The organism is Mesorhizobium sp. BH1-1-5 (assembly GCF_020165615.1).
In the GTDB taxonomy this organism is placed as follows: domain Bacteria; phylum Pseudomonadota; class Alphaproteobacteria; order Rhizobiales; family Rhizobiaceae; genus Mesorhizobium.
Genome location: NZ_JAIUIM010000020.1, coordinates 1 through 23,953, shown reverse-complemented (window position 1 = coordinate 23,953; position 23,953 = coordinate 1). Strand labels below are relative to the sequence as shown.

General features: G+C 64.9%; 18 protein-coding genes. 11 read left to right on the top strand and 7 right to left on the bottom strand.

Going from position 1 to position 23,953, the window contains the following annotated elements; translation table 11 throughout:
• Positions 1 to 5 precede the first annotated feature (5 nt).
• The 3 genes from LB572_RS24135 to LB572_RS24125 form a co-directional block, all read right to left on the bottom strand.
• Entirely contained in the window at positions 6 to 1,190 is a 1,185-nt protein-coding gene (locus LB572_RS24135; protein WP_224669484.1) for a DUF262 domain-containing protein, read from the bottom strand.
• A 136-nt stretch (positions 1,191 to 1,326) separates the two neighbouring features.
• Positions 1,327 to 2,109 (bottom strand): glucose 1-dehydrogenase, encoded by a 783-nt coding sequence (locus LB572_RS24130; protein ID WP_224669483.1) that lies wholly within the window; start codon positions 2,107 to 2,109, stop codon positions 1,327 to 1,329.
• Entirely contained in the window at positions 2,096 to 3,127 is a 1,032-nt protein-coding gene (locus LB572_RS24125; protein WP_224669558.1) for an L-idonate 5-dehydrogenase, read from the bottom strand. The genes LB572_RS24130 and LB572_RS24125 overlap by 14 nt, the downstream gene beginning before the upstream one ends.
• A 141-nt stretch (positions 3,128 to 3,268) precedes the next feature.
• On the opposite strand from LB572_RS24125, the gene LB572_RS24120 reads away from it, so the two are divergent.
• The 4 genes from LB572_RS24120 to LB572_RS24105 all read left to right on the top strand — a co-directional run bounded on the left by LB572_RS24120 (position 3,269) and on the right by LB572_RS24105 (position 7,616).
• The gene (locus LB572_RS24120; RefSeq protein WP_224669482.1) at positions 3,269 to 4,270 is read left to right on the top strand and encodes a sugar ABC transporter substrate-binding protein; all 1,002 of its coding nucleotides are present in this window, start codon (positions 3,269 to 3,271) and stop codon (positions 4,268 to 4,270) included.
• A 73-nt stretch (positions 4,271 to 4,343) separates the two neighbouring features.
• Positions 4,344 to 5,837 (top strand): sugar ABC transporter ATP-binding protein, encoded by a 1,494-nt coding sequence (locus tag LB572_RS24115; RefSeq protein ID WP_224669481.1) that lies wholly within the window; start codon positions 4,344 to 4,346, stop codon positions 5,835 to 5,837.
• The gene (locus tag LB572_RS24110) at positions 5,834 to 6,841 is read left to right on the top strand and encodes an ABC transporter permease (RefSeq protein WP_140805610.1); all 1,008 of its coding nucleotides are present in this window, start codon (positions 5,834 to 5,836) and stop codon (positions 6,839 to 6,841) included. The genes LB572_RS24115 and LB572_RS24110 overlap by 4 nt, the downstream gene beginning before the upstream one ends.
• A 58-nt stretch (positions 6,842 to 6,899) precedes the next feature.
• A complete protein-coding gene (locus LB572_RS24105; RefSeq protein WP_140805612.1) occupies positions 6,900 to 7,616 on the top strand; it encodes a FadR/GntR family transcriptional regulator in 717 nt (238 codons plus the stop codon).
• Between the two features lie 7 nt (positions 7,617 to 7,623).
• Here the strand turns inward: LB572_RS24105 and LB572_RS24100 are convergent, their stop codons facing one another.
• Together LB572_RS24100 and LB572_RS24095 are read right to left on the bottom strand one after the other, a co-directional pair.
• Positions 7,624 to 9,264, bottom strand: coding sequence for an ABC transporter substrate-binding protein (locus LB572_RS24100; protein ID WP_140805614.1), 1,641 nt, complete (start codon positions 9,262 to 9,264; stop codon positions 7,624 to 7,626).
• A 29-nt stretch (positions 9,265 to 9,293) separates the two neighbouring features.
• Positions 9,294 to 10,322, bottom strand: a complete 1,029-nt coding sequence (locus LB572_RS24095; protein WP_224669480.1) for an isopenicillin N synthase family dioxygenase — start codon at positions 10,320 to 10,322, stop codon at positions 9,294 to 9,296.
• Positions 10,323 to 10,769: 447 nt separating this feature from the next.
• Here LB572_RS24095 and LB572_RS24090 point away from each other — a divergent pair, with 447 nt between their 5' ends.
• The 4 genes from LB572_RS24090 to LB572_RS24075 all read left to right on the top strand — a co-directional run bounded on the left by LB572_RS24090 (position 10,770) and on the right by LB572_RS24075 (position 20,823).
• Positions 10,770 to 12,188: an FAD-binding oxidoreductase gene (locus LB572_RS24090; protein WP_224669479.1), complete on the top strand. Its 1,419-nt coding sequence runs from the start codon at positions 10,770 to 10,772 to the stop codon at positions 12,186 to 12,188.
• Positions 12,189 to 12,914: 726 nt separating this feature from the next.
• Positions 12,915 to 14,477, top strand: a complete 1,563-nt coding sequence (locus LB572_RS24085; protein ID WP_224669478.1) for an efflux RND transporter periplasmic adaptor subunit — start codon at positions 12,915 to 12,917, stop codon at positions 14,475 to 14,477.
• A 29-nt stretch (positions 14,478 to 14,506) separates the two neighbouring features.
• Positions 14,507 to 17,608, top strand: coding sequence for a multidrug efflux RND transporter permease subunit (locus tag LB572_RS24080; protein ID WP_318014063.1), 3,102 nt, complete (start codon positions 14,507 to 14,509; stop codon positions 17,606 to 17,608).
• Entirely contained in the window at positions 17,605 to 20,823 is a 3,219-nt protein-coding gene (locus LB572_RS24075; protein ID WP_224669476.1) for an efflux RND transporter permease subunit, read from the top strand. Before LB572_RS24080 ends, LB572_RS24075 begins: the two co-directional genes overlap by 4 nt.
• Positions 20,824 to 20,829: 6 nt before the next feature.
• On the opposite strand, the gene LB572_RS24070 is transcribed toward LB572_RS24075, so the two are convergent.
• On the bottom strand, positions 20,830 to 21,600 hold the full coding sequence (locus LB572_RS24070) for a pyrroline-5-carboxylate reductase (protein WP_224669475.1): 771 nt from the start codon (positions 21,598 to 21,600) through the stop codon (positions 20,830 to 20,832).
• A 170-nt stretch (positions 21,601 to 21,770) separates the two neighbouring features.
• Between LB572_RS24070 and LB572_RS24065 the strand changes: the two genes are divergently transcribed.
• Together LB572_RS24065 and LB572_RS24060 are read left to right on the top strand one after the other, a co-directional pair.
• On the top strand, positions 21,771 to 22,145 hold the full coding sequence (locus LB572_RS24065) for a hypothetical protein (RefSeq protein ID WP_140805625.1): 375 nt from the start codon (positions 21,771 to 21,773) through the stop codon (positions 22,143 to 22,145).
• Positions 22,142 to 22,510: a hypothetical protein gene (locus LB572_RS24060; protein WP_224669474.1), complete on the top strand. Its 369-nt coding sequence runs from the start codon at positions 22,142 to 22,144 to the stop codon at positions 22,508 to 22,510. The genes LB572_RS24065 and LB572_RS24060 overlap by 4 nt, the downstream gene beginning before the upstream one ends.
• A 36-nt stretch (positions 22,511 to 22,546) precedes the next feature.
• Here LB572_RS24060 and LB572_RS24055 read toward each other — a convergent pair whose 3' ends face one another.
• Entirely contained in the window at positions 22,547 to 22,837 is a 291-nt protein-coding gene (locus LB572_RS24055) for a muconolactone Delta-isomerase family protein (RefSeq protein WP_224669473.1), read from the bottom strand.
• 117 nt (positions 22,838 to 22,954) lie between these two features.
• On the opposite strand from LB572_RS24055, the gene LB572_RS24050 reads away from it, so the two are divergent.
• On the top strand, positions 22,955 to 23,845 hold the full coding sequence (locus tag LB572_RS24050; RefSeq protein WP_224669472.1) for a LysR family transcriptional regulator: 891 nt from the start codon (positions 22,955 to 22,957) through the stop codon (positions 23,843 to 23,845).
• Positions 23,846 to 23,953 lie beyond the last annotated feature (108 nt).

Here is a 23,953-nt window from a genome sequence, read left to right as displayed (position 1 = left end):
ATAAGTTACTCCGGTCGAAAAATACTCTTCATTAAAGTGATTCGATCTCTTACGGCCTGCGCCGTATTTCCTTGGCCGGTGAGAACGGGTAGGGTGGCAGCGTCAGACAATGTCTGAGTCAGTCTATCTTTAACTCCGGCGGTGTCCCGTAGTATCTGGTCGCGAAATTCCCACAGTTGATCAATGGCAACCATCGATGCATCATAGAGTGCGGCCGAAACTCGTTCTCTGCCCTTCTCGTCTGGAGGAAGCAGGAAAGGCTTTCCGGAAAAAAGATGATAGAGGAAGCTAAATCTAGAAATATACTCCCGTTTTAAATCATCGGACTGATCCTTGGTCGCGTTAAATTCCATAGCGCGATCAAGCATAGACCTCATCGACCCACGTATATTCTTGTCGTCCTTGAGCGCAAAATATCGCAGAACAAGCTGACAGTCGCCCATGCTGGAATAGAGAGTATTCTTCTGTCTCTGGGGGTTCTCATAGTAATCGCTTGGGTCAGCCTCGACATACGCGGGTATATCAAAAACAGTCGTAAAAAGACCGTTTCTTGTCAGATCAACAATGGCTGAGTTAAAGGGCCCTGGATTGAGTGCGTTTCGGATTTCCTGAGGGTTTAGCTTAGTGCCACCTGTGTTGAGGCGATCAAATATGAATCGCCGGATATCAGTCATCGATAGGCGATTTTGAACATTCTCTGAATCGCTCTCCAGCAAAAGGACGATGGCCGATATACTAGCTCGGTCCAATGCTCTCTTGATTCTAGGTGGGCAGCGGGAATAGCGTATTCCATTTAGAGGTTTTAGAACCGTCAAGGAAGTCAGTGCGAAGTCACCAGCTATAAATTCTTTAACTGCGTTTAGTCGTTGCTGACCATCCATAACCTCATATCTGGCGGCATCACTTTCATACAGAAAGACAGGAGGTACTGGAATGTTTAATAGTAATGATTCAACTAATTTTGATTTTTGGGTCACCGTCCATCTTAATCTTCTCTGATATTCCGGACGAAGATTGAGAACTTCCCCTTTTTCAATCAGGTCTCTGATCTGAGGTAGAAAGAAATTGTTAGTTTGATATATTATCCGAAACGCGTTTTTTGCAAAAAAATCGTCAGGATCAACAGATTGCTGTTCAGTTGCGGCAACGTCGTCAGCTTCTTCGTCGCCAAGCAGCACTTCGACATCCATGGACAGCCCCTTATCTCGCTTAGGTCGTCTTAGAACTCAAGTCGTAACACTGCAAGCCGGAAACGCTCGTGATTATTGGAAACGCTGGCGAGTATTGATGCCGACTGCCGCTAGCTGCTGTGGGCTTTGGACGCCATCACAACACGCTGGTAATGCCGCCATCCACCAGCAGCGTCTGCCCCGTTACGAAGCTCGCGGCGTCTGACGCCAGGAACACCGCGGCGCCCGCCAATTCCTCGACATCGCCCCAGCGCCGCATCGGCGTGCGGCCGGTGAGCCAGCTGGAGAATTTCTCGTCGGCGACCAGAGCGGCGTTCAACTCGGTCTTGAAGTAGCCGGGCGCGATGGCGTTGACGCGTATGCCATGCTGGCCCCATTCGCCGGCCATCGACTTGGTCAGCATGGTGATCGCCCCCTTGCTCGCCGCGTAGGGCGCGATCGAGGGGCGGGCGAGCGCGCTCTGCACCGAGGAGACGTTGATGATCACGCCCTTACGACGCGCGATCATGCCCTTCACCGCGGCGCGGCTCACCTTGAACACGCCGTCGAGATTGGTCGCCATCAGCGCGTCCCAGTCGGCATCGGAAAAAGTCTCGAGCGGCGCGCGGCGCTGGATGCCGGCATTGTTGATCAGGATGTCGATCGGCGCGGTGCCGGCTTCGCTCGCCGCGATCGCCGCGTCGACCGACTGCGTGTCGGTGACGTCGATCACCGCTTCCGCCACCGTGTAGCCCTCGGCGCGCAGCCGGTCGGCGGCGGCCTTGAGCTCGTCGGCCTTGCGGCCGCCTATGGTGACGCGCGCGCCGGCGGCGGCCAGCGCCTCCGCGAAGGCGAGGCCCAGCCCGCGGCTGGCGCCGGTGACGAAGGCATGCCTGCCTTCGAGGCCGAAGAGACGGCCGAGATAATCAGTCGAACGCAATTTGCACCTTCATCGATTGCGATTTGTCGCTGGCCAGCTCGAAGGCTTTTCGCGCTTCGGCCAACGGCAAAGTGTTGCTGAGCAGCGGCGCGACGTCGATCCGGCCGGAGCCGATCAGGTCGACCGCGAGGACGAATTCCGTGTCGAAACGGAAGCTGCCCTTCACCTGGATTTCCTTGGTGACGATCATCGAAATCGAAAGCTCCGCCGTCGCGCCCTGACCGACGGTCACCAAGGTGCCGCGCGGCTTAAGGAACTGCAATGCGCTGGCCACCGTGGCGCCCTGGCCGGCGGCCTCGAAGACGACGTCGAAATATCCCTTGTTGGCGGCATAGAAGTCCATCGCCTCGGCATTCGTAGCGACATTGACGGTGCGGTCGGCGCCGACCTTGGCGGCATATTGCAGCGGCTTGTCCTGCACGTCGGTGACGACGATTTCGCGCGCGCCGGCAAAGCGCGCCGCGAGCACCAGGAGCGTTCCGATCGGCCCGGCGCCCATGATCAGCACCCGGCTGCCATAGACCGGGGCCTGGGCGACGGCATGCAGCGTCACGGCAAGAGGCTCGGCAAAGGCGCCGGCGGTAGGGTCGGAGCCCTTCGGCAGCGGCACGGCGTTTTCGGCGCGGCAGACGAGATGCTCGGCAAAGCCGCCCTGCACATGCGGCGTGCGCATCGCCGACCCTAGGAAGCGCATGTCGAGGCAATGGATCGGCTGTCCGGTCCTGCAGAAGTCGCAGGCGCCGCAGGGGTTGGCTGGATTGACGGCGACTGCCGTGCCCACCGCTGGCCCGGAAACGCCCGCGCCGAGCGCCTCGACGCGGCCGGCGATCTCGTGGCCGAGGATCATCGGTTCCTTCATGCGGACAGTGCCGAAGCCGCCATGGCGGAAATAGTGCAGGTCAGAGCCGCAGATGCCGCCGCGCGCAATGCGCACCAGTACCTCGCCGGGGCCGGGCGAGGGGGCGGACCGCTCCTCCACATGGAGGTCGAGCGGCTGGCGCAGCACCACCGCGCGCATGGAGGATGTTGGCGACAAACCGGCTCTCCGAGATTTCGTTCCCCACAGCTAGCAGGAAAGCCCGGCTTGTTTCAACTCGATTCATCTGATAAATCAGATTAAGCAGATGAGACGGACAATCGCTGCTTGGGAGGAAGGACAATGATTTCGAAGAAATGGGCGCTGCTCGGCGCCTCAATGCTCTTTGCCGCGCCGGCTTTGGCCGACGACAGCTTCACCATGGGCTATTCGGCCGGCTATCTCACCGACCCGTTCCAGAGCATCGAGGTCAACATGACGATCGATGCGGCGAAGAAAGCCGGACTGAAGACGCTGCCCGTCGCCAACGCCAACGGCGATGCCGGCCGCCAGGTCACCGACATCCACAATCTGATCGCCGCCGGCGCCAAGGGCATCATCGTCGTGCCGACCGACAGCAAGGCGGTCGAGCCCGCCGTCGCCTTCGCGGCCGGCAAGAAAGTGCCGGTCGTGTCGATCGACAACGGCGTCGCCGGCGGCAAGGTGTTCATGGTGGTGCGCTCCAACAGCGTCCAGATGGGCAAGGCCGCCTGCGAGGCGATCGGCAAGGCGCTGGGCGGCAAGGGCGTGGTGCTGGAACTGCAGGGCGATCTCGCCACCACCGCGGGACGCGAGCGCACCAAAGGTTTCGAAGACTGCATGAAGTCGCAGTTCAAGGGCATCAAGGTCAATGCCCAGCCGACCAACTGGAAGACGGAGAAGGCGGTCGCCGCCGCGCAGACCATCGTATCGTCGACGCCCGATCTCGGCGCCATCTACATGCAGAGCGACTCCGTCATGCTGGCCGGCGTGCTGAGCGTCTTGAAGAGCGCCAACAAGATGACCAAGGTCGGCGAGGACAAGCACATCTTCCTCGTCACCATCGACGGCACGCCGGGCGCGCTGAAGCAGGTGCGCGACGGCTATGTCGACACCGTCATCTCGCAGCCTGTCGACCTCTATGTCAAATACGGCCTCTACTACCTGCAGGCCGCCGTTGCCGGTAAGAAGTTCAAGGTCGGCCCGACCGACCACGACAGCGAGATCGTCAAGCAGGACGGCAGCCTCCAGGACCTGCTGCCCGCGCCCGTCGTGACCGCCGCCAATGCGAGCGATCCCGCGCTCTGGGGCAACGCCGCCAAATAGGCATTCTCCGCAGCCTACGGAGCGCTATCCTCATCCCTGGTGGTAACGCTCCGGTCTTTTTATCGGGTCGACCATGCAGCCAGCAGCCGTCGAAGTGAGGCATGTGAACAAGCTCTTCGGGGCGGTTCAGGTGCTGCACGACATTTCGCTGAAAATTCCGCAAGGCGTCGCGCGTGGCCTCGTCGGCCGCAACGGCGCCGGCAAGTCGACGCTGGTGAGCATTCTCACCGGACTCGCCGAACCGAGCAGCGGCAGCGTGCTGCTTGGCGATGTCGCAGCACCCGCAAGGCGCACCAGCGAGGAGTGGCGCAACAAGGTCGCCTGCGTCTACCAGCGCTCGACGCTGGTGCCGACCATGACGGTGGCGGAAAACCTGTTCGCCAACGCCTATCCGGGCTCCTCGCGCTGGGTGAACTGGTCGAAGCTGCGCAACGAAGCGCGCCGCATCTGCGAGGAATGGGAGCTCGGCATCGATGTCGACGCACGTGCCTCCGATCTGCGCGTCGAGCAGCGCCAGGTGGTCGAGATCGCGCGGGCGCTCGCCAAGGGCTCGCGCTTCATCATCTTCGACGAGCCGACCGCAGCACTTGAATCGAAGGAGGTGGCGCGGCTCTTCGAGCGCATCCGCCGCCTGAAGCGCGACGGCGTCACGCTGCTCTACATCTCGCATCATCTGCAGGAGATCTACGAGATCTGCGACAGCGTCACCGTGCTGCGCGACGGCCGCGTCATCGTGCCGGACGCCGCCGTCGCCGACCTGCCGAAGCCGAAAATCGTCGAAGCGATGGTCGGCGCCGAGATCGCGCGCGCCGCGCGTCCGGCGCCGGTGCTGGACAAGGCGGCGACGCCGGCGCTGACCGTCGAAGGCCTGAACCTGCCCGGCGTCTTCGGGGACATTTCGTTCACCGTCGCGGCCGGCGAGCAGGTCGGCCTTGCCGGTCTTGGCGGCTCCGGCAAGGAACAAGTCGCCGAAGCGATCGTCGGCCTCGTCAAACCGAAATCCGGCGAGGTCCATGTCGCCGGCAAGCCGCTCGGCTTCGGCAATGTGCCGGCTGCGCAAAGGCTCGGCGTCAGCTATGTGCCGCGCGACCGGCGCGGCCGTGGGATCCTGCCGCAGCTTTCTGTGGCGGAAAACCTGACGCTGACGGTCCAGGGAACGCTCGGCCGCTTCGGCTGGATCGCGCCGGGCAGGATGAACGCGGCGGCGCGCCGGCTCTACGACGCGCTTTCGGTGGTGGCGAGCTCGCCGCGCCAGCCTGTGGTCGAGCTCAGCGGCGGCAACCAGCAGAAGGTGGTGATGGGCCGCGCGCTCGCCTCCAGCCCGCGCGCGCTGGTGCTGGTCTACCCGACGCAAGGCGTCGACGTCGCCGCCAAGGAAGCGATCTTCGACATCGTGGCGAAAGCGCAGGCAGGCGGCACCGCGGCGCTGGTCGTCTCCGACGAGGTCGACGAGCTGCGCAACTGCCAGCGCGTCCTGGTCGTCTTCAAGGGCCGCATCGTGCGCGAATTCGCCGCCGGCTGGAACGAGCGCGAATTGATCGCGGCAATCGAGGGAGTAGAAGCGTGAGCGCAGTGGCCGTCAACCAGCAGAATTTCAGGACGCGCCTTGCCGGCCTTGGCCTGCGCGAGCTGACGCTGATCCCGGCGCTGATCCTGATCGGCTTCGTCGGCTGGCTGAACAACCCGGCCTTCCTCACCGCCGACAACATCGTGAACATCCTGCAGCAGTCGTCCGAGCTGTCGATCCTGGTCATCGCCGAGACGCTGATCCTGCTTCTGGCCAAGATCGACCTGTCGCTGGAATCGATCGTCGGCTTCGCGCCGATGCTCGGCGCCTGGCTGATCGCCACCGACCCGTCGCTTGGCGGTTCCGGCATCGGCCTCAACCCGGCGCTGGCGATCGCGCTGGTTTTCGTCACGGGGGCCGCGGTCGGCGCGATCAACGGCTTCCTGGTGGTGACGATGCGGCTGTCGCCCTTCATCGTCACGCTGTCGATACTGATCCTGCTGCGCGGCATGACGCTCGGCCTCACCAACGGCACGACCTTGTTCGACCTGCCGGATTCCTTCCTTTATCTCGGCAACGCCAAATGGGCCGGCGTGCCGGCCTCGATCTGGATCGCGGCGCTGCTCTATCTCGTCTTCGGCATCGTGCTGCGCTACCACCGCCTCGGCCGAGCGCTCTACGCCATCGGCGGCAACCCGGAAGCGGCCCGCGTCGCCGGCATCCAGGTCGACCGCATCGTCTGGGGCACCTACATCGTCGCTGGCCTGCTCGCCGCGCTCGCTGGGCTGATGCTTTCCGGCCGCATCGCCTCTGTCGTGTCGAGCCAGGGCCAGAACATGATCTTCTACGTCTTTGCCGCTTCGGTGATCGGCGGCGTCAACCTGAATGGCGGGCGAGGGCGGCTGATCGGCGCGCTGACCGGCGTGCTTTTGCTTGGCGTCTTGCAGAATGTGCTGACGCTGTCGCAGGTGCCGAGCTTCTGGATCGACGCCGTCTACGGCGCCATCATCCTGCTGGCGCTGATCTTCGCGCGGCTGACCGGCGACCGCAGCGCCGATAATTAGTCGGTGCGGTATCGATCCGCACGTGTAACACTGCGTGAAGACTCAAACGGGCGGGACCATGGCAGGTACTCAGACCTCGTCGGTAACAGATGAGATAACCAACATCCTCGGCCGCGAGATTCTTGGCGGGTTGTTTCCCCCCGGCGCGACTTTGCTCGGCGAGGAGGAGATATGCGCCCGCTTCGGCGCCAGCCGCAGTGCCGCCCGCGAAGCGGTGAAGATCCTGTCGGCCAAGGGCCTGCTGCTGACCCGCCCGCGGCGCGGCTCGCGCATCCGCCCGCTGAAGGACTGGAACTTCCTCGACCCGTCGGTGCTGGGATGGCTGCGCGAGAGCGCGACGCCACGCCATTTCATCACCGAGCTTCTGGAGGTGCGTCTGGCCTTCGAATGCGAGGCGGCAGCGCTTGCCGCGGGCCGCAACAATCCCGAGGATATCGCCGCCATCCGCGAGGCCTTCGAGGCGATGCGCGCCGCATCCTCCGGCCAGGGCGATCCGGTGTCGTCGGATGCAGCCTTCCATGAAGCCGTGCTTGCCGCCACCGGCAACCGGTTCTTCCTGCCGCTCTCGGCGCTGATCCACACCGCGTTGCAATACAGTGTGCCGACCACCAACGCGCTGTTCGGTCACCCGGTCGGCGACCTCGAGGCGCATGGCAAGGTGCTGAAGGCGATCGAGGCCGGCGACGCCGCCAGGGCGCGCAAGGCCATGCACGATATGCTGAGCGAGGTGCTCGCCCGCGTGCGGACAGCCGTCGAGTTGACCGGGGCTAGCTGAACCTGCCTTAAGCCGCGAGCCACACGTCGGTGAAGTCTAATTCGTAGGTCGGATGCGCGTGGCGGTTCATCACCTGCTTGGCCGAGTGGCAATAGAGCTTCATCCAGTAAGGCTGGATGATCACGCCGGACTGCTGCAGGATCGTCTCGACATCCTTCATCACCGCTTTGCGTTTCTCGACATCGGCGGTCTTCAGCGCCTCGTCGAGCTTGGCGTCGAATTCCTTCGAGGCGAAGCCGCTCTCGTTCCACGCCTCGCCCGAGCGGTAGGCGAGCGCCAGCACCTGGACGCCCAGCGGCCGCATCGCCCAGTTGGTGGTCGAATAGGGAAACTTCGCCCAGCCGTTCCAATAGGTCGAGGCCGGCAGCACGGTTCGCTTCACCTTGAAGCCGGCTTCGCGCAGCTGCGAGGCGATCGCGTCGGCGGTGTTCTTGCGGTAGTCGTCATCGATCGAGAACAACTCGTGCTCGTAGTCCATCTGCCCGGCCTCGCTCATCAGGCGCTTGGCCTCGTCGAGGTCGCGCTTGATCGGCGGCAGTTCGGCATAGTCGGGATGGATGCGGCAGACATGGTGGTTTTCCGCCACCTCGCCGGCGCCGGCGAGGCCGAGCTTCAGCACCACCGAATTGTCGACGGCAAGCTGCAATGCGCGCCGCACGCGCTCGTCCGTATAGGGCGCGGTCGTCGCATTGGCGCGGGCGACCACGGTCGAGGCCGACAGGATCTCGCTTTTGGTCAGGCCCATGCCGTCGAACACCGCGATGAAGTCACCATTGCTGTCGAGATTGGTGTGGACCTCGCCGGCCTCGAAAGCGCTGACCAGCGCGTTCGGATCGACGCCGTAGTCGATCATCTCGATGCCGTCGAGCAGCGCTTCGCCGCCCCACCATTTGCCGTTGGCGCGGCGCTTGAACACGGCCCGCTGGCCGACATCGAGCGACACCAATTCGAAGGCGCCGGTGCCGATCGGATGCTTGGCGAGATCGCCGCCGCCGGCGTCGAAATCGCGATGCACGAGGAGCGCCGGATAGTCGGCGAGATTGGGGATCACGGTGACGTCCGGCGCCGAAAGGTTGAGCACGACCGTATGGTCGTCGACCTTCTCGATCGCGCCGGCGCGCAGCTTGCCGCTGTCGCCCTCGGTGAGGCCGGCGAAGCGCCGCGCCATCGAGTTGCCGGCGGCCGCTGTATCGCACCAGCGGGTGAAGTTGAAGATCACGTCGTCGGCGCCGAAGGCATCGCCATTGTTCCAGGTTGCGTCCTTGCGCAGATGCAGCGTGTAGCGGGTGGCGTCGTCATTCACCTCCCAGCGCTCGGCAAGCATCGGCTTGAAGGTGAAGGTTTCGGTGTAGCGCACCAGCGGCTCGAGGAACTGCCGGCCGATATTGCCGAGATCGGAGGAATCGAACGTGCGCGGGTCCTTCAGCCCCGGCACCAGCATGGCCACTTTCAGCACGCCGCCGCGCTTCGGCTCGTCGGCTCGCGCCTCGGTCGGCGCGGCAAGGCCGGCGATGGCGTAAGCCACAGCGGTGGAGGCGCCGAGCGCGCTCGCCACGGCAAGGAACTCGCGACGATCGACCCTGCCTCGCCTCACGGCCGCCTCCCATCCGCCGAGGATGGAAGGCAGCTTGCGCATGTCTGTGCTCATTGTTCGTCCCCCTTGTTGGTTGATCAGGATCAGGCGGCCGCCGGTCGCCTTGGCTTTCGCAGGTTCTTCACGCCGGCCATCTCGACGAAATTGGTCGCCGACTCCCAGAGATAGTCGCCATAGAGGAAGGGCGCGAAGTCGCCGGCGTCCTTGATCGGCAGCGGCGCGATCTCGGCGTCGACGCGCGGCTCGTAGAAGAAGGGGATGGAATAGCGCGCCGTCTTCGGCGCGATCACGCGGTGGCGCGTCGCCTGCACCGCGCCGCCCGTCCAGCGCTCCAGCAACTGCCCGAAATTCACCGCCAGCGTGCCGTCGGCGGGCGGCACGTCGATCCATTCGCCGGCATGGTTCTTGGCCTGCAGGCCTTCGACCCCGTCCTGCGCCAATAGCGTCACGAAGCCGGAATCGGCGTGCTCGCGGCCGATGACCAGCCGCCGCTCGCCCTTGTGCATGACCGAATATTCAGGCTTCGACAGGTCGACCGCGCCATCATCGGTGCGCAGCGGATAGCGGATCAGCCTGAGCGTCGAGATGCCGCCCTGGAAATGGCCGTCGAAAATGTCGTCCTCGAGCCCGAGGCTGCGCGCGATCGAGGCCATCAGCGCCGCGCCGACCTTTTCCATCGAGCGGTAGTAATGCGCTGCCGCCGCCTTCCATCCCGGAACGTCGCCCTCGGCCGGCAGTGGCGTGCGTTCGAGCAGCGGATCGTCGGCCGCGAATTCGGCATCGGCATGGGCGATGTCCGGCCCCATGTCGATGCCTTCCTTGTAGGACACGGCAGTCGGTTGCAACGGGAACCAGCCACGATAGTAGTTCGATTTCGACGGATCGAAATTCCAGCGCAGCAGCTTCTGCTTTTCCGCATCCGGCAGCTCGAAAATCTTCAGGAGTTCGCCGCGCCGCTCGCGCGTCAGAAGCTCGGCGCCAGGAAAGCCGCGCGCGGTCATGAAGCCTATGCCGGAGGCAGCAGTGAAGATCTGGCGGTCGGCCTCGTCGCGGGCGAGCGAGGGCGGGCCGAACAGCGGCGCGATGTCGATGGCGGGGATGGTCTCACTCATCTTGCGATCCTTGCGATGCTTGGGAACCGGCATGCCGCAATCGAATTCGCCGACACGCACGCGTACGCCATCAGGCGCTGGCCTTGCTCGATGTCGGTAGGGATTTCTGGATTGCCTGGCATCGCGGGTCCGTTTCGTTCCGACGCCTTGCCGGTCGGAGAAAGCGGCTCGAACCCGGTGCCATGGTGAGAAGAAACGTCAAACAGGCAGGCGGCTTTGTCAAGCGCCGGCAGGCGGTTGACAGATGGCGCAGGCTCAACGACAGTCGCGCCACCCCATGGCACAGGGCTTTCAAGAAACGAGCCGCAATTCGACCGGTCGCGGCGCGACCAGCGGAGAAGCGAGATGCTCGACGAAAGCCGGACTCATCCAAGCTGCAGTGACTATTGCGGACGCCCACTGGCCCGTGCTCGTTTCACCACGAGCCGACGGTAGGCGAGGCGACCCATGTCCATCTCCGGCAAAACCGACATCGACTGGCAGGCCTTCGCCAAGGCGCTTGACGGCATCGAGACCTTCGACACCCCCTCGATCGTCAAAAAGCGTTCGCGCGATTTCTTCTGGTACAGCCCGATCCTCAGCCGCGAGCTGTCGTCCTGTTTCGGCGATCTCGTCGCGGCACCCGCAACGGTGGACGAGCTGGCGCGCTGCCTTTCAGTGGCGGCGGAGTGGCATGTGCCGGTCGTCATCCGTGGCGGCGGCACCGGCAATTACGGCCAGGCCGTGCCGATGGATGGCGGGCTGATCGTCGACATGACCGGCATCTCGCGTGTGCTGGAGATCGGCCCCGGCACTGTGCGCGCCGAAGCCGGCGCCCGCATTGGCGACATCAACGCAGCACTCGCGCGCCACGGTCGCGAATTGCCGATCGTGCCCTCGACCGAAGCCATCGCCACAATAGGCGGCTTCATCGCCGGCGGCTCCGGCGGCATCGGCTCGATCCGCCACGGCATGCTGCGCGATGGCAGGAACATCCAGGCGATCGCGGTGCTGTCGATGGAGAAAGAGCCGAAACGCCACGTCTTCACCGGCCCCGAAATCCTCGCCATCCATCATGCCTGGGGGCTGAACGGCGTCATCACAGAAGTGACGCTCGGCACTGTCGCGTCGGCGCGCTGGCGCAACATCATCGCTTCGTTCGACACTTATCGGCAGGCTTTCGAGGCCGGCATGGCGCTCGGCAACGCGCGCGCGCTGAACCTCAAGCTGCTGACCACGGTCGACGGCCGCATCGCGGCCTCGATCGCCAAGCTGGGAGAAATTGCGCGGCGAGGGCGCGACCTCGCCATCGTCATCGTCGCCGAGCCGGATGCGGCAGCGGTTCGCGATGCGCTGCGCGACCATGGCGGCACCGTCGAGATCGACCTCGATGCGGAAGGTATCGCGGCTTCCGGCCTGCCGGCGCTGTCCGAGTTCTCCTACAACCACACCACGCTGCAGGCGCTGAAACAGGACCGCACCGTCACCAACCTGCAGGTGACGTACCCCGCGCCGCTCGACAGCGCCCTGATCGACCCGCTGCAAGAAACCTTTGGCGACGAAGTGCTGATGCATCACGAATTCGCGTTGCTCGACGGCAGGCTGGTCGCCTTCGACCTGCCGATCCTGCGCTACACCACCGACATGCGCCTGGCGGAAATCACGGCCGTCTACGAGGCGCATGGCCTGGGCACCTCAAGCCCGCATGTGCCTTATGTCGAGGGCGGCAGCATGAAGCCGGATTTCAAGCATCTGGCGTGGAAGAAACGGCTCGATCCGGATGGCCTGCTCAACTCGGCGAAATCGCGCTTCTGGAACAAGGTGAAGGACTTGTCCGCCGAAGAGATCGAAGCCCTGCCGAGCCGGCGGAAGAAGGACGGCAAGTAGATTGCGCCTTCGCCTTCCGCGCCCGCCCGGACGTGGGTGGGATGCTGCTAGAGCAATTCCAGGAAAAGTGTAGGCGGTTTTCCGTCCGGAGTTGCGTAAAAACAAAGGAATAGAGCGTTTCGCCGTTTCCGTGAAACGGTGAAACGCTCTAGTGCAGGTAGCCAAGCAGCCAGAGAATGATGATGATGGGCAACGGAATCCCGATAAGCCAAAGCAATCCGCCTCGCAGCATGACGATCTCCAAATTGTCGTTATGTGAGGCAACGCTAACGCGCGGGCTTGGTTCCAAAGCCACATCTCTTGCGCTGCGCGGTTGGCGGACTTCACACCTTCGCGAGAATCCCTCCGGCAATCCTGAGGTGATTGCGGGCCAGGTCCGGCGCGGGAGCGTGCCGCTTTCGGCCACCCCCGGTCTCGCCTCTTAAGGCCGTGTGGCCATTTGTCTAAAAGCGATGGACGGCATTGTCCGCCGCCTCCGATTTTCGTCCCGAAATCGCGTCTTTTCTCGGGAATTGAAGGCTATTTTTTGGTCCTAACCCATTCAATTTCTTACAGGAATTTAATGTGCGTCGGAATTGCGCGGCAAAATCCGCGAGCCTATGCTTCGGGCAAGATCGCGCCCCTATGACCTGCCTCGAGCATGTTGACGGCGCGATCGGCGACGGTTCGGCGGGCGGCTCCGCGCGGCGAACCTCCCTGATGCGGCTTGACGAGTAGGTGACAGAAGTGGACGACGAAGTCGTCAGCCGGCGCAAGCGCCGCAGCGAGCCAATGCCGCTCAGCGAGCCTCTGGTCCGCGGCGAGCCCGTGCTCCCCGACAGAGACGCGACCGAGGTCCAGCCGGTGGTCGCGCGCCGCTCGCGGCGCGGCTGGATCGTCGCGCTGCTTCTCGTCCTGGCGGCGGCAGGCGCCGCGTTCTGGCTGCATCCCGTTCAGGTTCAGCAGCAAGGTGGCCACCGCGGCGGCGGCCGTTTCCGCGGTGGCGATCTGGCGCAGCCGGTCGCCGTGGCGCCGGTGACGCAGGCCGATATCCCGATCGTGCTCGAGGCGCTGGGCACGGTGACGCCGCTCTCGACGGTTACGGTGCGCGCGCAGGTCAGCGGCCAGATCACCCAGATCGGCTTCACCGAAGGCCAGAATGTAAAGAAGGGCGACTTCCTCGCCCAGATCGACGACCGCACGCTGAACGCCTCGCTGCATCAGTGGCAGGGCCAATTGGAGCATGACCAGGCGCTGCTTGCCGATGCCAAGCTCGACCTCGACCGCGATTTGAAGCTCACCTCCAACGCCATCACGCAGCAGGCCGTCGACCTGCAGCGCGCCACCGTCCAGTCTGACGAGGGCACCGTCGTGTCCGACCAGGCGCAGATCGAGGCCGTGCAGGTCAACATCGCCAACAGCCATATCACGGCGCCCGCCGACGGCCGCATCGGCCTGCGCCTTATTGACCAGGGCAACTACGTCACGCCGGGCGACGCCACCGGCATTGCGGTGATTGCCGAGATGCAGCCGATCTCGGTGCTGTTCTCGCTGCCCGAGGACAGCCTGGCGCAAGTGCTGGAACAGACGCATGGCAATGCCGGGCTCAAGGCCGTTCTGTTCGACCGCAACGATACCAAACAGATCGCCGAAGGCACGCTGCAGACGATCGACAACCAGATCGATCCGACCACCGGCACGGTGAAGCTGCGCGCCGTCTTCCCCAACAGCGATGGCGTGCTCTACCCCAACCAGTTCGTCAACGTGCATCTGCTTGTGCGCACCTTGACCGGGGTCAGCGTGCTGCCCAACGCCGCTATCCAGCACGGCGCGCCAGGCACCTTCGTCTATCAGCTCAACGACGACAGCACCGTCTCGGTGAAGACCGTTGCGCTCGGCCCGGGCAACGCCACCGTCACGCAGTTGCTCTCCGGTCTGGCGCCTGGCGCCAAGGTCGTGGTCGACGGGGTCGATAGGCTGAAGGACGGCGCCAAGGTCACCGTGCCCGACAATAGCGCCGCGCCAGCTTCGGGGACAGCGCCGGCCGCCGGCGCCGCGCCCGCGCAGCCGCAAGCGGTTGGGACAGGCAGCCCGGCTGCCGGCACGCCGCCGGCCAACTCCGGCAACACGCACGCTGCCAGTTCGGGCAACGCTTCCGCAGCCTCCAATGGCCAGGGCGGCCAGGCGGGCGAGGGCACGGACGCATCGGGCGATGCTGCCGGCCGCAAGCATCACCGCCACCATCGCCGCGACGGCGGCGGCAATGCCGGCGGTGGCGACAATGGCGGCGACAGCGGCGCAAGCCAATGAACACGCCGAGCGGCCTGGTTTCCGGCTGGCTGAATCCGTCGCGGCCGTTCATCCTGCGGCCGGTGGCGACCACGCTGATCATGGCCACCATCCTGATCGTCGGTATGATCGCCTATCTGTTCCTGCCGCTCTCGGCTTTGCCTGAGGTCGACTACCCGACGATCCAGGTGCAGACCTTCTATCCCGGCGCCAGCCCGGAGGTGATGACCACTTCGGTGACCGCGCCGCTCGAGCGGCAGTTCGGCCAGATGCCGGGACTGGAGCAGATGTCGTCGGGCTCCTCCGCCGGCGCCTCGGTGATCACGCTGCGTTTCAGCCTCGACCTCAGCCTCGACATCGCCGAGCAGGAGGTGCAGGCGGCGATCAACGCATCGGGCAATCTTTTGCCTGCCGACCTGCCGGCGCCGCCGATCTACGCCAAGGTCAACCCGGCCGACGCACCGATCCTGACCTTGGCGATCACCTCCAAGACGCTGCCACTGACGCAGGTCGAGAACTATGCCGAGACGCGGCTGGCGCAGAAGATCTCGCAGCTTCCGGGCGTCGGCCTGGTCTCGATCTCCGGCGGCGAGCGGCCGGCCGTGCGCGTGCAGGTCAAGCTCAAGGCGCTGGCCGGCATGGGCCTCAACATCGACGACCTGCGCACCACCATAGGCACCCTCAACGTTAACACGCCCAAGGGCAGCTTCGACGGGCCGGCGCGCTCCTACACCATCAACGCCAACGACCAGGTCGCCGACCCAAAAACCTATGCCGACATGGTGATCGCCTATCGCAACGGCGCGCCGGTGCGGCTGGGCGAGGTGGCCGACATCATCGAAGGGCCCGAGAACTCCAGGCTCGGGGCCTGGGAAAACCGCACGCCGGCGATCATCCTCAACATCCAGCGCCAGCCGGGCGCCAACGTCATCCGCGTCGTAGATGGTGTGAAGGCGCTGCTGCCGCAGTTGCGCGCCGGCCTGCCGGCGGCACTCTCCGTCGAGCCGCTGACCGACCGCACCACCACCATCCGCGCCTCGGTCGACGACGTCGAGTTCGAGCTGGCGATGGCCGCGCTGCTGGTCGTGCTCGTCACCTTCCTGTTCCTGCGCAACATCCCGGCGACGATCATCCCGAGCCTCTCGGTGCCGCTGTCCCTGGTCGGCACTTTCGCGGTCATGTATCTGTGGGGCTTCAGCCTCGACAATCTGTCGCTGATGGCGCTGACGATCGCTTCCGGCTTCGTCATCGACGACGCCATCGTCATGATCGAGAACATCTCGCGCTTCATCGAGCATGGCGACGACCCGGTGACCGCCGCGCTCGAAGGCTCGGCCCAGATCGGCTTCACCATCATCTCGCTCACCGTCTCGCTGATCGCGGTGCTGATCCCGCTTCTGTTCATGGGCGACGTCGTCGGCCGCCTGTTCCACGAATTCGCCATCACCTTGGCCATTGCCATCGTCATCTCGGCCATCGTCTCGCTGACCCTGGTGCCGATGATGTGCGCAAGGCTGTTGAAGCCACCGGCCGAGCGCCGGCCGGGCGCGCTGGCGCGCTGGAGCGAAGGCGCCTTCGATGCGATCGCCAATGGTTACGCCGCCGCGCTGCGCTGGGTGCTCGACCGCCAGGCGCTGACCATGCTGGTGGCGGTCGCGACGCTCGCGCTAACCGTCTATCTCTACATCGCCATCCCGAAAGGCTTCTTCCCGGTGCAGGATACCGGCGCCATCTCGGCGATTACCGAAGCGGCGGGCTCGGCCTCCTATGCCGACATGGCGGCGCATCAGCAGGCGCTGGCCGACGCGATCCTGAAGGATCCGGACGTGGCGAGCCTGTCGTCCTTCATCGGCGTCGACGGCCAGAACATGACCGCCAACAGCGGCCATATGCTGATCAATCTGAAGCCGCGCGACGAGCGCCAGGCCGACGCCAGCGCCATCATCAGGCGGCTGACGCAGGAGACCGCCCAAGTCACCGGGATCTCGCTGCACATGCAGCCGGTGCAGGACCTGACGGTCGATTCCACCATCAGCGCTTCGCAATACCAGTATGTGCTGCAGGATTCCGATCCGGTCGAGCTCGCGGCATGGACGACCAGGCTCACCGACAGGCTCTCGGCGCTGCCCGAGCTTGCCGATGTCGCGAGCGACAGCCAGCAGAGCGGGCTTGCCGTCGACGTCACCATCGACCGCGCTACCGCCGCGCGCTTCGGCATCACGCCGGCGACCGTCGACAACGCGCTCTACGACGCCTTCGGCCAGCGCATCATCTCGACCATCTTCACCCAGTCGAACGAATACCGCGTCATCCTGGAAGCCGATCCTTCGGTCGGCCAGACGCCAGCCTCACTGGGCTCGATCTATCTGCCGTCCTCGGGCTCCGGCCAGGTGCCGCTGTCGGCGATCGCCAGCATCAATGTCCGCCAGGCGCCGTTGCTGGTGAACCACCTTGCGCAGTTCCCGGCCGCGACCATCTCCTTCAACCTTGCCCCCGGCGTCTCGCTCGGCGACGCCACGGCGGCGATCACCTCCGCCGAAAAGGACATGCAGCCGCCGGCCGGCCTGACGACCGGTTTCCAGGGCGCGGCCCTTGCGCTGCAGAGCTCGCTATCCAATGAATTGCTTCTGGTGCTGGCCGCCGTCGCCACCGTCTATGTCGTGCTTGGCGTGCTCTACGAAAGCTTCATCCATCCGCTGACCATCCTGTCGACGCTGCCGTCGGCCACCGTCGGCGCGCTGGTCGCGCTGATGCTCGCCGGCCATGACCTCGACGTCATCGGCATCATCGGCATCGTGCTGCTCGTCGGCATCGTCAAGAAGAACGCCATCATGATGATCGACTTTGCCTTGCAGGCCGAGCGGCTGCAGGGGCTCGATCCGCGCGAGGCGATCTACGAGGCGTGCCTGCTGAGGCTCCGCCCGATCCTGATGACGACCTTTGCAGCGTTGTTCGGCGCGCTGCCGCTGCTGGTCGGCGGCCTGGCCGGCTCCGAGCTGCACCAGCCGCTCGGCATCACCATCGTCGGCGGGCTGATCGTCAGCCAGGTGCTGACGCTGTTCACCACGCCGGTCATCTACCTTGCCTTCGACCGGCTGACGCGGCGCGGCGCCGGCGTCGCCGAAGCGTCTGCCGGCGGGTCCGTGCCGTGAACCTCTCGGCGCCGTTCATCGCGCGGCCGGTCGCCACCACGCTGCTCGCGATCGGCCTCGCCGCCGCCGGCCTGATCGCCTATTTCAATTTGCCTGTGGCACCTCTGCCCAAGGTCGACTTCCCCACCATCTCGGTGCAGGCCTCGATGGCGGGCGCGAGCCCCGACACGATGGCGACCGATGTCGCCGCTCCGCTCGAGCGCCATCTCGGCCAGATCGCCGGCGTGTCCGAGATGACCTCGCGCTCGGGCACCGGCTCGACCAATGTCGTGCTGCAATTCGACCTCGATCGCGACATCAACGGCGCCGCGCGGGATGTCCAGGCCGCGATCAACGCCGCCCGAGCCGACCTGCCGTCGGACCTGCGCAGCAACCCGACCTATCGCAAATACAACCCCGCCGACTCCCCGGTGATGATCCTGGCGCTGACCTCGCGCACGCTCACCCCCGGCCAGCTCTACGATGCCGCCGCGACCGTGCTGCAGCAGCGCCTGTCGCAGGTCGAGGGCATCGGCAATGTCGACCTCGGCGGCTCATCGCTGCCGGCGGTGCGCGTCGAGCTCAATCCCGGCGCGCTGTTCCACTACGGCATCGGCCTGGAGGATGTACGGGCCGCCCTTGCCTCTGCCAATGCGCGCAGCCCCAAGGGTTTCGAGGAAGACGGCGCGCTGCGCTACCAGCTCTACACCAACGACCAGGCGAGCCACGCCGCCGATTTCCGCGACTTGGTGATTGCCTGGCGCAACAATGCGGCGGTCAGGCTGCGCGACATCGCCGATGTCGAGGATTCCGTCGAGGACGTGCGCAATCTCGGCCTCGCCAATGGCGAGCCGGCGGTGCTTCTGGTGCTCTACCGCGAGCCCAACGCCAACATCATCGAGACCGTCGACCGCGTCCGTGGGCTGATCCCGACACTGCAGGCCTCGGTGCCGGCCGATGCGCGGCTCAGCATTGCGACCGACGGCTCGACCACCATTCGCGGCTCGCTGCACGACACCGAGCTGACGCTGGTGCTGGCGGTGCTTCTGGTGATCCTCGTCGTGTTCTGCTTCCTGCGCGACTGGCGCGCGGCGCTGATCCCGAGCGTCGCGCTGGTCGTCTCGATCCTCGGCACCTTCGGCGCGATGTATCTGCTCGGCTTCACGCTCGACAATCTGTCGCTGATGGCCCTCACCATCGCCACCGGCTTCGTCGTCGACGACGCCATCGTGGTGCTCGAAAACATCACGCGCCACATCGAGGACGGCACGCCGCGCGGCAGGGCGGCGTTGGTCGGCGCCAAGGAAGTCGGCTTCACGGTGCTGTCGATGAGCGCCTCGCTGGTCGCCGTCTTCCTGCCGATCCTGTTGATGGGCGGCATACTCGGCCGCCTGTTCCAGGAATTCGCACTGACGCTCTCGCTGTCGATCGCCATTTCGCTGGTGCTGTCGCTGACCGTGACGCCGATGATGTGCGCGCATTTCCTGCACCCGGCCGCGAGCCCATCGGCCAGACGCTCGGTCCTTGCCCGCTTCGGCGAAGGCGTCTTCGAACGCGTCCGCGCCTTCTACGGCCGCTCGCTCGCCTGGTCGCTCGACAATGCCGAAATCATGCTGGTGGTGCTTTTCGCGGCGATCGTCTTCAACGTCTATCTCTATACGGTGGTGCCGAAAGGCTTCTTCCCGCAGCAGGACACCGGCGAGCTGATGGGCGGCTTGCGCGCCGACCAGGCCATCTCCTTCCAGCTGATGCGGCAGAAATTCGAGCAGCTGGAGCAGATCCTGAAGAGCGACCCGGCGGTCGAGAACGTGGTCGGCTTTATCGGCGGGCGGCAGACCAATTCCGGCTTCGTTCAGGTCGCCCTGAAGCCGAAGGGCGAGCGGGCGCCACTGCAGGTGGTTCTGACCCGGCTGCGCGCGCAACTCGGGCAGTTACCCGGCGCGCAGCTCTTCCTCAATCCGCGCCAGGAGATCAGGGTCGGCGGCCGCCAGAGCCTTGCGACCTACCAGTACACGCTGCAGGCCGACACCACCGCCGATCTCGACCAATGGACGCCGAAGCTGGTCGATCTCCTGAAGCAGGCGCCCGAGCTCACCGACGTCAATTCCGACCGCGACGAGGCCGGGCCCGAAACCAACATCACGGTCGACCGCGAGAGCGCGGCCAGGCTCGGCCTGACGCCGGCCAGCATCGACGCCACGCTTTACGACGCTTTCGGCCAGCGCCAGGTGTCGACCATCTTCAACGCCCGCAACCAGTACCATGTCGTCATGGAGGTGGCGCCGCGCTACCTGCAGGACCCGAGCGCCTTGAACGGCATCTATGTCAGCACCTCGGGTGCCGCGGCCAGCGGCACGCAGCAGACCAACGCGTTGGCCGGCAGCCTGACGGGCTCGCTGCAGAACCAGGCGACCAACGCCATTGCCGTCACCGGTCATGGCAGCGCGTCGAGCGGTGCGGCGGTCAGCACCTCGGCCGAGAAGATGGTGCCCTTGGCCGCCTTCAGCACCTATGGACCGGCGACGATGCCGCTCTCGGTCAACCACCAGGGCCATTTCGTAGCCACGACCATCTCGTTCAACCTCGCCGATGGCGCGACGCTCGGCGACGCCTCGGCCGCGATCGACCGCGCCATGGCCGAGCTCAAGATGCCGGTCACGATCCACGGCTCCTTGGCCGGCACCGCACTCGCCTTCCGCGCCAATCTGCTCAACGAGTTGCTTTTGATCGCAGCCGCGCTTGCCACGATCTATGTCGTGCTCGGCGTGCTCTATGAGAGCTATGTGCACCCGATCACCATCCTGTCGACGCTGCCTTCGGCGGGCATCGGCGCGCTGCTCGCGCTCATCGTCACCGGCATGGAGTTCGACGTGATCTCGCTGATCGGCATCATCCTGTTGATCGGCATCGTCAAGAAGAACGCCATCATGATGATCGACATGGCGCTGCAGGCCGAACGCCAGGAAGGGCTCTCGTCCCGCGCGGCCATCCACAAGGCGAGCGTCCAGCGCTTCCGGCCGATCATGATGACGACCTTCGCGGCGCTGCTCGGCGCGTTGCCGCTGGCGATCGAGACCGGCACCGGCGCGGAATTGCGCCAGCCGCTCGGCGCGGCGATCGTCGGCGGCCTCATCGTCTCGCAACTGCTGACGCTCTACACCACGCCGGTCGTCTATCTTTATCTCGATCGGCTCAGCGCGCGCAGACCCTTGCCGAGGCTCGCTCCAGCGGAGTAATCCCGATCACGCGCCGGTAATGCGCTGGTGCACGCGGCCGAGGATCTCGGCAAAAGCCTCGAACGTGCCGTGTTCCGTCAACTCGCGCAGAACCTGTTCGTTGATGCCGCCGCGCGTCGCATACTCCCGCGAAAGATGCATGAAGTCTTCGTCCGGCGCCGTATCCGGAGCGTTGGCCAGCGCCTTGTAGATGCTGGTGATATAAGCGCGGCTCTTGTCTCCAGCCACACCCTGGCTACGCACCCAGGTGTGGATCGTGTCGAGATATCTGAAATAGCTGGCGTAGTTCGCGGTGACGACGCTGAGCGCGTCGAACTCGGCCTGGTCCTCGACCTCGGTCACACCGCTCAGCCTGCCGAAGAACGCCGCCATGATCGGGTCCGGTGGGCAGATGATCGTCGCCCCTTGCAGACGCGCGATCATCGGCATCGGCAGCGCCTTGCCGACATGCGCCGCCGGCGCCACGAGGCCCGCGATCTCCTCGCGCGATATCGTGGCGATCAGGCTGACGACGTGATGGTCCTGCCGGAACCGCAGTTCCTTCAGCACCTCGCGCGCGATCTGCGGCCGCACCGCCAGCATGACGGTGTCGCACTGGTCGAGCACGGCTTGGTTGTCGGCGGCGATGCGCACGTCCGGGTGGCGCGCGGCAAGCTCGGCGGCGATCGTCTCGTTGCGCGGCGAGACCACCACCGGCGTCGTCTCGCCCGGCAGCGACTTCAACCCGGTGACGATGGCCGAGCTCAATGTGCCCGTGCCGACAAAGCCAAGTCTCATGGAAGTTTTCGCCCCTGTTTCGATGGCCGCCGACAATAGCGCCGGTTCCGTTGTCGGCAAGGGGAGGGCGGTCTCTGGCTCCGGCCTGCGGCTCGAAGACCGGCCACGCCGTTACGCGCAATTAAGGTCGAACCGGTACGTTACGCACCGTCCGATGAGGGAATATGGCCATGGGCCAGCGCGCGTTCATTACCCTGATCATCCTGCTGGCGGTGCTTGTGGCGCTGTCGGCGACACCTTTCCCGGGCGCGATGATCGGCTTCCTGTTCGGCATCGCCATCGCCTTCTTCGTCGCCGGGCCGGTCATGCTGATCGGCAAGGTGCTTGAGAATAACGGCATGGCGATATCCGGTCAGACGGCTCTGTGGATGCTGGGCGGATTCTATGCCCTGTTCGTCCTCTTTGCGGTGCTCCAGATCTGGCGGCGTCTCCAAAGCGGCGAGGCCGATCAGGCACGATCCGTAGGGCTGCGGCTGGCGCTGCTTGTGGCGCTGCCTTCGATGGCCTGGCTGTCGCTGAACGCGATGCAGGACGCCTGGCCGTGAGCCAGCGCGCTTTTATCGCTTCTCTCATCTTTCTGGCGGTGCTTGTCGCGCTGTCGGCGACGCCGTTTCCGGGCGTCCTGATCGCCTTTGCCGCCTGGCTGGTGGCAGGTCTCGCCGCTGCGGTGCCGATGATCCTGATTGGCGGCGTGCTGAAGCTGGCAGGCGTTCCAGCGACCGATACGGCTCTCTATTGGATACTGGGCGCCGTCTATATGCTGCTTGTCCCTGCCGCGGGATTTCGGGTGTGGCGACAGGTGCAACGGCAAAATGCCGGCAAGGCCAGAAGTGCCGGACTGGACTTGGCGCTGCTGGTCGCCGTCCCGTTGATCGTATGGATTTCGATGCAGCAACGCTGGCCGCTGTGAGGCTGCCGCGGGCACGACAGCCCGATCATCCGACGTTCAGCGCTTCGGCCCAAAACCCGGATAGGGGTTGAGTGGCACGATCGCCGCGATATCCATCATGCCGGCTTCGATCAGCGGCAGCGTGGCAAGGTGGCCGCGCACCTCGGCGTCGTCGACCGCCTCGAACATCATGCCGGTGCCGGGAATGTCGCCGCGGTTCCAGATCTGGCGCACGGCGCCTTGCGCGTAGAGCGTCTTGCGCTGTTCGGATTCGGGCGGCAGCAGCGGCGCGAAATCGGCGTCGCTGAATTTTTGAGTGTTGCGGGTGAGCAGGGCAAAGAACTGCATGGCGGTCTCCTTTGTGGCCGGTTGATGCCGGGAGATATCGCGTTGGGTGGCCAGACTGTCCAAGACTGATTAGGCTATAGTTGAGACTGGAAAGGTCTTGGTTGTTGGAGGCGGAAAATGCTCGACCTGCGCCAGGTAAGATATTTCGTCGCCGTCGCCGAGGCTGGCAATGTCGGCCGCGCCGCCGAGCAATTGCACATCTCGCAGTCGCCCCTGAGCCGGCAGATCATCCAGCTCGAGGAGCAACTCGGCGTCGCGTTGTTCGAGCGGGCGAAGCAGCGCGTCCACCTCAATGCCGAGGGCAGGGCATTCCTTGCCGAGGCCCGCGCCTTGCTTGCCAATGCGGCGCGACTGGAAGAGCTCGGCCGCAACCTCGCCAGCGGCGCCGCCGGCAGCCTCGCCATCGGCTATGTCGAGGGCGCGGTGCATTCCGGGCTGGTCGCCGACATGCTCAAGGATTTCCGCCGCGCGCGGCCGGATTTCCATCTGCAACTGCGCAGCCGGCGGACGGCCGCGCAGTTCGAGGATCTGCGGCAGCGCATCCTCGACCTTAGTTTCGTCTATTCGCCCGCACCGGAAGGCGACTCCGATCTTGAAAGCATGCTGGTGCGGCGCGAGCCGCTGGTTCTGGCAATGCCGCAGGGCGATCCGCTGGCTGGTGTCGCCGACATCCAACCCGGTCAGCTCGACGGTCGCGTCTGGATCACCGTCGTGCGCCAGCCCGGCGACACCAATCGCGCGCAGTTCCTGGCGGCCTGCGCCGAATCCGGCTTCATGCCCGACATCGCCTATGAGACCGCCGATCCGTTGACCTCGCTCGGCCTGGTCAGCGCCGGTCTCGGTCTGGCGACGGTTCAGGAAAGCTTGCGAAGCGCCGCTCCCGCGGGCGTTGTCTTCCGCGACCTGCCTTGGTTCAAACGCAGCGTGTCGGTCCACCTCGCCTGGCGGCGGAATGACCGGCGGGCGGTGGTTGGGGATTTGAGGAGGGCAGTAGGCAGTAGGCAGTAGGCAGTAGGCAGTAGGCAGTAGGGCTGTCTTGTGGACTGCACCCCTGTTGTGAGACAGGGAATAGGTGACAGCGTTAGCGTTAGGCCGCACGGGGCTGCTGCGCAGCAG